Genomic DNA, 9,069 nt, shown 5'->3' with positions numbered 1-9,069 from the left:
CCGGACCGCTTCGCCGGCCGCACCGCGCTCGTCACCGGCGCGAGCCGCGGGATCGGCCTGGGCATCGCCCGTCGCCTGCTCGCGGAAGGCGCGTCGGTGGTCATCACGGCGCGCGGCCAGGAGGGGCTCGACGACGCCGTCGCCGATCTCGGCACACCGGAGCGGGTGCTGGCGGTGGCGGGCAAGAGCGACGACGAGGACCACCAGCGTGAGGTCGTGGCCCGGGCCGAAGAGTCGTTCGGGCCCATCGACCTGCTGGTCAACAACACCGGGATCAACCCGGCATTTGGCCGCACGGTGGACATCGACCTCGCCGCGGCCCGCAAGATCACTGAGGTCAACGCCCTCGGCACCCTGTCCTGGACGCAGAAGGTCTACCACTCGGGCCTCGGCGAGCGCGGCGGCGCCGTCGTCAACATCGCCTCCATCGCCGGCCTGGCACCGTCGCCGGGGATCGGCTGGTACGGCGCCACCAAGGCGTTGGTCATGCGGCTGACCCAGGAGCTCGCCGTAGAAGTCGGACCCGCCGTGCGCGTCAACGCCGTCGCCCCGGGCGTGGTCAAGACCAGGTTCGCCGAGGCGCTGTACTCCGGCCGCGAGGAGGCCATGTCCGCGGCGCTGCCGGCCGGGCGACTGGGGGTGCCCGACGACATCGCCGGTCCCGTGGCTTTCCTGCTGTCTGATGACGCGCACTGGATGACCGGGCAGACCCTCGTCGTCGACGGTGGCGCGCACATCGTCGGCGCGGGACTACAGGGCTGACGGGGCGCGGGGACCCGGACATGACCTCTATCCAGGAGTACTGCGCGTCGACCGGTCGCATTCTCGAGGCGAGCCCACCGATGGCCGTGGCCGCACAGCCGCTGACCTGGGTGGACAGCCCGCCGTGGCAGCGCATCGAATCGCCCGAGCCGTCCGCGGTGATCTACGTGGACCCGGGTGCGCACCGTGACGGGTTCTCACCCAACGCGGTGGCCACCTGCGCCCGTGTCGCGCCCGCGATGGACACCGAGCAGGCGGTCGAGATGATCGTCGCCACCGCCGACGCACTGCCCGACTGGACTCTGCTCGAGCAGGTCGCCGGTGAAGGGGACGAGTCCGCCGGCGCCGTCCGCAGCGTCTACCGCTACCTGCGGGGCATGTACACGGCCGAGCCGGGCCGGATGGCGACCTCGAGTCTGATCGTGGGATGGAGCGACGACGAGGCCACCTACATCTTCCAGTTCGTCGTCACCGGCTGGGACGAGGACGCCTCCGTCCACGACGACGCCATGGGCTGCCTGCTGATCGGCGAGTGGACGGCAGCGCAGATCGTGGACGCCATGCGCGGCTAGGGTGGTCGTCACCCGGGCGCCGGGGGCAACCGGGATCGATAGACAACGGGAAGGCGGGACCGGAGTGCAGCTACGCGAGCTCAGCGTGTCGGGGGCGTGGGAGATCACCCCCCGGCAGATCTCTGACGACCGCGGGGTGTTCCACGAGGCGTTCACCGACGAGACCTTCCGTCGGATGACCGGCCACCGTTTCGATCTCGCGCAGGTCAACGTGTCGGTCTCGGGGGAGGGGGTCCTGCGCGGCCTGCACTTCGCCGAGGTCCCGCCCGGTCAGGCCAAGTACGTGCTGTGCCCGTCCGGCACGGTGTTCGACGTGGTCGTGGACGTCCGCGTGGGCTCGCCGACCTTCGGTGAGTGGGCCGGGGTCATCCTGGACTCCGTTGAGCAGCGGGCGATCTACATCCCCGAGGGCGTGGCGCACGGCTTCCTGACCCTCGAGCCGCAATCCACGGTGATGTACTTCTGTTCGGAGGGCTGGCGGCCCGGGGCCGAGCACGTCATCGACGCCTTCGATCCCAAGATCGCGATCGACTGGCCCGGATCGGCCCTCGACGGCACCTCGATCGAGCACGTCATGAGCGAGCGCGACCGCGACGCCCCGAGCCTGCTCGACGTCGCCGCCGCGGGCCGGCTCCCGCAGTGGGAGGAGTGCCGGGCCCACGTCGAACGACTGCGTGAGGCCACATCCAGGGTCGACGCCGAGTGGCGGCCGGACGAGAACTGACATACCCTTACGGATATACCCCCTAGGGTATGACGTCGGATCTGAGGAGATTCTTATGTGTTACCCGGTCACCTGCCCCGTCTGCGGCAAGACCACGTGGGACGGCTGCGGTCAGCATGTCGACCAGGTTAAGGACACCGTCCCCGCCGAGCAGTGGTGCGACGGCACGCACGAGGCCGCCGCGAACTGACCCGGTCCGGTCCGGTCCGAGCCGGGCCCGGCCCGGCCCGGGGCCCGGGGTGACCAGAGGGGAGCGCCACGCCCCTCGCCACGCCCCGGTGGGGGCGCCCCGGCCCCGTCCCGGCCCGTCGACGGGCGCCGCGGGGTAGAACCAGGGGAGGCTAGCCCCTCATCCCCTCCGGAGGCCCCATGAGCACCCCCTTCGTCCTCGTCGAGCGCAGCGGCCCGATCGCCCGCGTCACACTCGATCGGCCCGAGCGTCGCAACCCGCTCTCCCTGCAGATGATGCGGGAGGCGACGGCGGCGATCCGCGACCTCGGTGACGATCCGGACTGTGGGGTCGTCGTGCTCACCGGGTCCGGCCCCGCGCTGTCCGCCGGGCACGAGATCAGTGAAATGGTCGACCGCACCCTCACGCAGGAGCGCGAGGTCTTCACCACGTGCGTGCAGCTCATGGAGACCATCCAGGCGATCCGGCAGCCGGTCATCGCCGAGGTGCAGGGCCACGCGATCGCCGCCGGCTGCCAACTCGTCGCCACCTGCGATCTGGCCGTGGCGGTCGACACCGCGCGTTTCGGCACCCCGGGCGTGAAGATCGGCCTGTTCTGCTCGACCCCCATGGTGGCGGTCTCCCGCTCCATCGGCCGTAAGCGGGCCATGCAGATGTTGCTGACCGGTGAGACGATCGACGCCGCCACCGCGGTGGACTGGGGGCTGATCAACGAGGCGGTGCCCGAGGACCACCTGCGTTCCCGGGTCGATGAGCTGGCGCTGCAGATCGCCGACTCCAGCCCGCTGACGTTGGAGATCGGCAAGCAGGCCTTCTACCGACAGATCGATCTGCCCCAGGACGAGGCGTACCGGGAGATGGCCGAGACCATGGCCACCAACGCCGTCACCTGCGACGCCCAGGAGGGCATGTCCGCGTTCCTCGAGAAGCGCGCCCCGCAGTGGCGCGGGGAGTGACGCGCAGCGCGCACTAGGATCGTCGCCATGGCGATCTCGGTGATGACGGTGTGTACGGGCAACATGTGTCGGTCGCCGCTGGCCGAGCGTCTGTTGGCCGCGCGAGCCACGGCAGCCGGACTCGATGTGTCGGTCGACTCCGCGGGGACGCGGGCGGCCAATGGCGTGGAGATCCACCGCGAGACCCTGCGGGTGCTGCAGGGGTACGGTGGAGACGGCGGGGGCTTCGCGTCGCGACTGCTCACAGCCCGGCTGCTGACAGGACGCGACCTCGTCCTCACCGCGACCCGGGCGCACCGCGATGCCGTGCAGGAACTGGCGCCGTTGCTGTGGAAGAAGACCTACACGATCCTGGAGGCCGCTCGGCTCGCCGACTCCGACGAGTCCGTCACGCTCGCGGGTCTGTCGCGGGCGAGGTTGAGTATCGACACCGACGATCCCGCGCTCGACGTGGAGGATCCGATCGGCCGGGAACCGGAGGTGTTCGACCGAACGGGGGCGCAGATCAGCGACGCCGTGGACTCCATCGTCCGCCTGTTGTCACGCAGCTGACCCGGCCGACGAGACCTGTCCGGGCAGGGCTGCATCGGGCAGGGCTGCGCCGGGACCCGTGCGCTGCCGACGTCAGGGGTCCAGCGGTTTGCGACGGTCCAGATCCCGTAGGAAATCAGGGTCGTCGTCCGGGGCGATCACCCGTGGGGGAGCCGGCCGTGACCCGGGCCCGAAGGCCCGCCACAGCAGGATCGCCACGGTCACCACTCCGATGAGTGCGAACAGCCAGATCACTCGAACCTCCTTGCCGCCACGATACGTATCCTGGGGACCATGAGCGAGCGAGACGAGACAACACGCCCCGCGGAGGGGACGGCCACCCAGGCGGCCGCGCCGGAAGGGTCCGCGCCGGGCGCGCGACTGGCCCGCAACATGGTTGTCTACACCGTCGTCCGACTTCTGCTGGTGGTGGCGTTGACGCTGCTCATCATCGGGATCGGCAGCCTGGCTGGTGTGCAGGTCCCCGTGCTCGTCGCCGCGATCATCTCCGTGTTGATCGCGTTGCCCCTGTCGATGGTGCTGTTCAGCCGGATGCGCGCGCAGATCAACTCCGATATCGCGGCGGTCGACGCCGGACGACGGGAGAAGCGCGAGGATCTGCGCCGCCGGATGAACGAGGCCTGACGCTCGTCGCAGCAGACCGGCGCGCGGTGTCCGGCCGGAGTTCACGCCCGGCCGGAGTTCACACCCGGTCGGAGGGCATGCCGTCGGAAGGTCAGCCCTGCGGGCCGCCCGGCCAGAACGACCCGGGCCAGCGGAATGCGGGGAGCCCCACTGACGTCCCCGACTCGGTGGGGGTCTGCGACCCGGTGGGGCCGACCGACCCCGACGGGGCGGCGGACATCACGGATGTCAGCGGGCCTGGCTGCGGTTCCTGCGGCGCCTCGGTCACGGTGGGCACCGTCGTCGGCTGCTCGGACGAGCCGGTCCCCGTGGGGGTGGTGTCGCCGGGTTCGGTGGTGCCGGGAGTGCTGGTCCCGGGAGTGGTCGGATCCGTCACGACGGGCTCGGTACCGCCCGGCTCGGTCGTGGGCGGCGTCGTGGGCGAGGTGGGCGACGTCCCGTCGGTCGGGCTCGTCGGGGTATCCGGATCGTCCGTGTCGGGATCCTCGGTGCCCGGCTCATCCGGATTCTCGGTCGTCTCCCCGTCGCCGAGGAGCTCCTGATCATCCTCGAACCCGATATCGGTTCGCGGCTGGGCGGGCGTCCACTGTTCGCCCGTCGTCTCGACGGGTGCGGTCTCGCTGGGAGGCGCGTAGGTACCGGCCTCCTCGTCGGGGACGTACAGTGCCCCGGGAGCGGGCTGGACCCCGATGTAGTACCTGCTCAGGCAGTGATCGGTGACGTTCTGCGATCCGTCGGTGAAGATGGTGAGGCCGGGCGTCCCGCCGTCGGCCTCGGTCGCGCATCGCGCGATGAACTTCCCGGGCTGCTCGTCACGCTCGGTGGTGGTCGGCGACGTGATCTCCGTCGCGGACGCAGAGCGCGGAGCCTCGGAGAGCACCTGTGGCTCCGGCTGCGCGCAGGACGCGGCCACCAGCGCTGTTGCGCCGGCGGCGAGGAGCACCCGAGATCTCATAACGATAGTGTCTCAGTTCTGTCAAAGGATGGCTACCGGACGGACGGGGTGGAATCTTTTTCACCCCGGAGGACGGTCGGGAAGCGCGAGCATCTAGTCCGACGCGACCCGGGATCGGACCGCCCCGACGGAGGCGACGGCGGCGGCGAGGACAGCCGCGAGGACGCCCCCGAACCCCACCTTCACCAGATCGGCCACGGGTACACCATCGTTACCGACCCCACCGAGGTCACTGAAGATGCCTCCCGCGCCGGAACCGGTCCCCGTGAGCGCGGCCGCCCCGGCCGTGCCGAAGGCCGCCCCCAGCAGCACGCCCAGGGCTGCGGCGCAGGCGGCCACCAACGCGGTCTCGAGGACAAGCATGAGCCACACGCCCAAGCGGGTGACCCCGACGCCTCTGAGCAGGGTGATCTCCCGGGTCCGTTCCCGGACCGCCAGCGTGAGCGTGTTGGCGACCCCCACCAGGGCCAGTGCGACCGCCACCGCCAGCAACAACGAGCTGGAGGTGAGGACGGTCCGGACAGAGGTGGCGATCTGCTCGCGGGAGGCGAAGCTCTCGGTCACGGCCGCATCGGGCGCGGCGTCCACGACGGCGGAACGCACGCCCTGCAGTGCCGACTCGAGTTGCTGACCGGCCAGGGAGTCATCCATGCGCAGCCAGACCTCGGTGCGTGGGACGAACTGGGTGGGCACCTCCACGCCCTCCGGCCACGGGGACCCGTCGGGCAACTGCGCCACGGGCCAGGCGGGCACGCTCCCGGGCGCGGCCAGGGCCCACTGATCGCTCGTCCGACGCACGACCAGGTCGCGACCGTCGTCGTCGGAGAAGAAGGTGAACCGGACGGTCTCGCCGTCGCGGGCACCGGCGGCCACGGGGGAGGACTCCGGGAGCACGATCTCCCCGGGCCCGGGCAGTACGACGTCGCGGCGCATCACGTCGCCGACCCGCTCCGGGTCGGCGACCCTGAGGACCGTGCGCTTTCCCCCGGGGCCCTCCGCGTACATGTCGGTCACGACCAGGGACTCGTCCACGCCCGGGAGCTCCGCCAGCGTCCCCGGCAGTCCCTCGGGCAGGGTGTCGCCGCTCGATGCGGTCACGGCGATGTCCAGCGGGACGCGGTCGACGAGCCGTGCCTGGATGGCCGGTCCGAGCAGGGCGATGCCGGTCACCATCGTCGCGGTGAGAGTCACGCCCACCAGTACGGCCGCCGAGGTGGCGGCGGTGCGGCGCGGACTGCGGGCGATGTTCCGTGCGCCGAGCAGACCCACCGGGCCGAGCAGCACTCCCACTACGCTGCCGAGCGCCCCGAGCAGGGTGGGCAGGGCACCGGCGACCACGGCCAGGATCCCCAGGAACGCGAGAACGCCCCACGCGCCGGCCTCGACGACGGCCCCCGCCTCGACGGCCGCCGACATCGAGTGCCAGCCGAAGGCGCCCACCACGGCACCCACCGCGACCATAGCCAGCCGCCGCCACCACGGGTCGGGCCGTACATCGGCCGGGCGCAGCGCCTCCAGTGGGCTGCCGGAGGTGGCGCGCCACAGGGGCGGGAGAGCGGTGACGAGGGTGACGCCCACGCCCACCGCGGCGGCGAGCAGATAGGCGGATCCGGGGACGCTGACCTCCTGCAGGGGAATCGTCACGCCGAGTCGGGGGGCCTCCCGGGCCGCGAGTGAGACCGCGAACCGACCCAACGCCAACCCCGCGGCGGTCGCCACGGCGCCGACGACCAGGGCTTCGGCCATCCCGGACAGTCGCACCTGCAGCCGCGAGGCGCCCAGGCAGCGCAACAGTGCCGTCTCCCGGACGCGCGCGGCGAACACCACCGCGAAGGTCGTGCCGATGACCAGGGCGGCCACCGCGACGGCCAGCACGGTGAAGGCCAGCAGGGCCCGGGTGTAGACGTCGCGGCTGCCGATGAAGGACTCCGCGAGAGCGTCCGCCTCGGCCGCGCCGGTGGACACCTCGACGGCGGACGTGCCCGGGATCCGGTCCAGGCGCTGCTCGATCTCCGCCGCCAGCGCCTCGTCCGACACCGTGCCGTCGCCGGCCACACGGATATCGCCCCCGGCCCCGTTCGGCGCCCACTGCTGTACCTGCTCGTCGACGGTGTAGAGGGGGAACGCCGAGTTCATGTCCGGTTGCCCTGCAAGGTCGAACAGCCCCACCACCGTGACGGGGACGGGATCACCGGCGCCGCTCGGCAGCACCTCGAACGTGGCGCCCAGCGGGAGGTCCGCGTCACTGCGGATCGCCACCTCACCGGGAGCGGCGGGGAGCCGCCCGTCGGCCAGCGGTTGCCAGCGCAGACCGTCGTCGGTGGCGAGCGCCGTCGTCGTCGTCACCTGTTGGGCGCGTCCCTCGGCGCGGACCCGCACGTAGGTCTGAGCGTCCACGGTGACGGCCCGCACCCCGGGGGTGGCGGCGATGGCCTCCAGGCCGAGCCGCTGGGCCTCGGCGGCCTCCTCGCGCGCGGCGTCGGTCCCGGCGGAGGTGCGGTCACCGAGGTTCTGCACGAGCACGGCGGTATCCGAGTAGCGCATCCCGAAGGTCGCGTCGGCGCTGGCGGTCATCGTGCGGAGCACGCCCACGGAGGCCAGGACGAAGCCGACGGCCACGGCGATCGCCAGGACGGTGCCCAGGTAGCGGCCCGCGTGCGCGCGGAGCTGTCCCAGGACCAGATGGGGGCTCACGCGGTGGCCGGCCGGCGGCCGGTGAGTGCACGCATGGCGGTGTGGACTGACTCGGGGGTGGGGGAGGGGACCTCGTCGGCGATCCGTCCGTCCGCGAGCATCAGCACGGTGTCGGTGTGTGCGGCGGCGTGCGCGTCGTGGGTGACCATGACGACGGTCTGGCCGGCCTCGCGGACACACGCGCCGAGCAGGCCGAGCACCGATTCGCCGGACTCGGAGTCGAGGTTGCCGGTCGGCTCGTCGGCGAACACCACGTCCGGGCGCGGCAGCAGGGCGCGGGCGATCGCCACCCGCTGCTGCTGGCCTCCGGACAACTCGTGTGGACGCCGCTTCAGCAGGTCGCCGATCCCCAGCTCGCCGACCAGCGAGTCGAGGCGCGACCGATCCGGACGACGGAACGCCATCCGTACGGGGAGCACGATGTTCTCGCGCACCGAGAGCGCCGGTACGAGATTGAAGGACTGGAACACGAAGCCGACGCGGGTGCGCCGCAGCCGGGTCCGCCCCGCGTCACCCAGGCGGGTGATCTCGATCGATCCGATCGACACCGTGCCGTGGTCGGGGGTGTCCAGGCCGGCCAGGCAGTGCATGAGGGTGGACTTGCCGCTGCCGGACGGGCCCATCACCGCGGTCCAGCGCCCCTTGTCGATCGCCACGTCCACGCCGTCCAGTGCGCGTACCCGCACCCGCCCGTGGGAATAGGTCTTGCGCAGGCCGTGGGCCCGGATCGCGATCTCGGGGGGTGGGGTCACGTGTGTCCTTCCGTCGCGGCGTGCGTCCGGAGGTGAGTGTAGGGATCCCGGTTGTGGAGACCCCGTCCGACACGGCGTCCGGCCTGTGGCCCATGTGACTGATGTGACGTATGGTACGTGTGTGACTGGGCCGGACCCGGTCGTGCCCAGCTCCCGGACGACAAGGTGACCTCATGTTCCAGCGACGCATCCACCGCACCGCCCCCCGTTCCCGCTCCCTCGCCCTCGGTGGCGCCCTGGCCGCGCTCGCCGTGGTCGGCGGCGGCACCGTCGCGGCGGTGGGCGCGC

General features: G+C 71.8%; 11 protein-coding genes. 7 read left to right on the top strand and 4 right to left on the bottom strand.

The features are described 5' to 3' along the window. The 6 genes from G6023_RS11135 to G6023_RS11115 all read left to right on the top strand — a co-directional run. Nucleotides 1–762, top strand: a 762-nt coding sequence (locus G6023_RS11135) for an SDR family oxidoreductase (protein WP_182635520.1), incomplete at its 5' end; no start/stop codon positions are given. Between the two features lie 20 nt (nt 763–782). Next, nucleotides 783–1,334, top strand: coding sequence for an LpqN/LpqT family lipoprotein (locus G6023_RS11130; protein ID WP_067716929.1), 552 nt, complete (start codon nt 783–785; stop codon nt 1,332–1,334). A 64-nt stretch (nt 1,335–1,398) separates the two neighbouring features. Then, nucleotides 1,399–2,058, top strand: coding sequence for a dTDP-4-dehydrorhamnose 3,5-epimerase (gene rfbC, locus G6023_RS11125; RefSeq protein ID WP_182635518.1), 660 nt, complete (start codon nt 1,399–1,401; stop codon nt 2,056–2,058). Between the two features lie 55 nt (nt 2,059–2,113). After that, nucleotides 2,114–2,248, top strand: coding sequence for a DUF8730 family Cys-rich protein (locus G6023_RS16175; protein WP_256385633.1), 135 nt, complete (start codon nt 2,114–2,116; stop codon nt 2,246–2,248). 179 nt (nt 2,249–2,427) lie between these two features. Further along, on the top strand, nt 2,428–3,204 hold the full coding sequence (locus G6023_RS11120; RefSeq protein WP_182635517.1) for an enoyl-CoA hydratase: 777 nt from the start codon (nt 2,428–2,430) through the stop codon (nt 3,202–3,204). Between the two features lie 27 nt (nt 3,205–3,231). Continuing rightward, nucleotides 3,232–3,756, top strand: a complete 525-nt coding sequence (locus G6023_RS11115) for an arsenate reductase/protein-tyrosine-phosphatase family protein (protein WP_182635516.1) — start codon at nt 3,232–3,234, stop codon at nt 3,754–3,756. A 72-nt stretch (nt 3,757–3,828) separates the two neighbouring features. Here the strand turns inward: G6023_RS11115 and G6023_RS11110 are convergent, their stop codons facing one another. Beyond that, nucleotides 3,829–3,990, bottom strand: a complete 162-nt coding sequence (locus G6023_RS11110) for a hypothetical protein (protein WP_167457827.1) — start codon at nt 3,988–3,990, stop codon at nt 3,829–3,831. 39 nt (nt 3,991–4,029) lie between these two features. Here G6023_RS11110 and G6023_RS11105 point away from each other — a divergent pair, with 39 nt between their 5' ends. Then, nucleotides 4,030–4,380, top strand: a complete 351-nt coding sequence (locus G6023_RS11105; RefSeq protein WP_182635515.1) for a DUF4229 domain-containing protein — start codon at nt 4,030–4,032, stop codon at nt 4,378–4,380. A gap of 91 nt (nt 4,381–4,471) precedes the next feature. Here G6023_RS11105 and G6023_RS11100 read toward each other — a convergent pair whose 3' ends face one another. The 3 genes from G6023_RS11100 to G6023_RS11090 all read right to left on the bottom strand — a co-directional run bounded on the left by G6023_RS11100 (nt 4,472) and on the right by G6023_RS11090 (nt 8,781). Continuing rightward, a complete protein-coding gene (locus G6023_RS11100; RefSeq protein WP_187700134.1) occupies nt 4,472–5,335 on the bottom strand; it encodes a hypothetical protein in 864 nt (287 codons plus the stop codon). Nucleotides 5,336–5,428: 93 nt separating this feature from the next. Beyond that, nucleotides 5,429–8,029 carry an ABC transporter permease gene (locus G6023_RS11095; protein WP_182635514.1) on the bottom strand — a complete coding sequence of 867 codons (2,601 nt, stop codon included), beginning with the start codon at nt 8,027–8,029 and terminating at the stop codon, nt 5,429–5,431. Beyond that, nucleotides 8,026–8,781, bottom strand: coding sequence for an ABC transporter ATP-binding protein (locus G6023_RS11090; RefSeq protein ID WP_182635513.1), 756 nt, complete (start codon nt 8,779–8,781; stop codon nt 8,026–8,028). Before G6023_RS11090 ends, G6023_RS11095 begins: the two co-directional genes overlap by 4 nt. Nucleotides 8,782–9,069 lie beyond the last annotated feature (288 nt).

Origin of the sequence: Dietzia sp. DQ11-71, from assembly GCF_014144995.1 — a bacterium.
GTDB lineage: Bacteria > Actinomycetota > Actinomycetes > Mycobacteriales > Mycobacteriaceae > Dietzia > Dietzia kunjamensis.
Note: the sequence above shows the minus strand (reverse complement) of the source record. Positions and strands in the feature narration are given on the sequence as shown.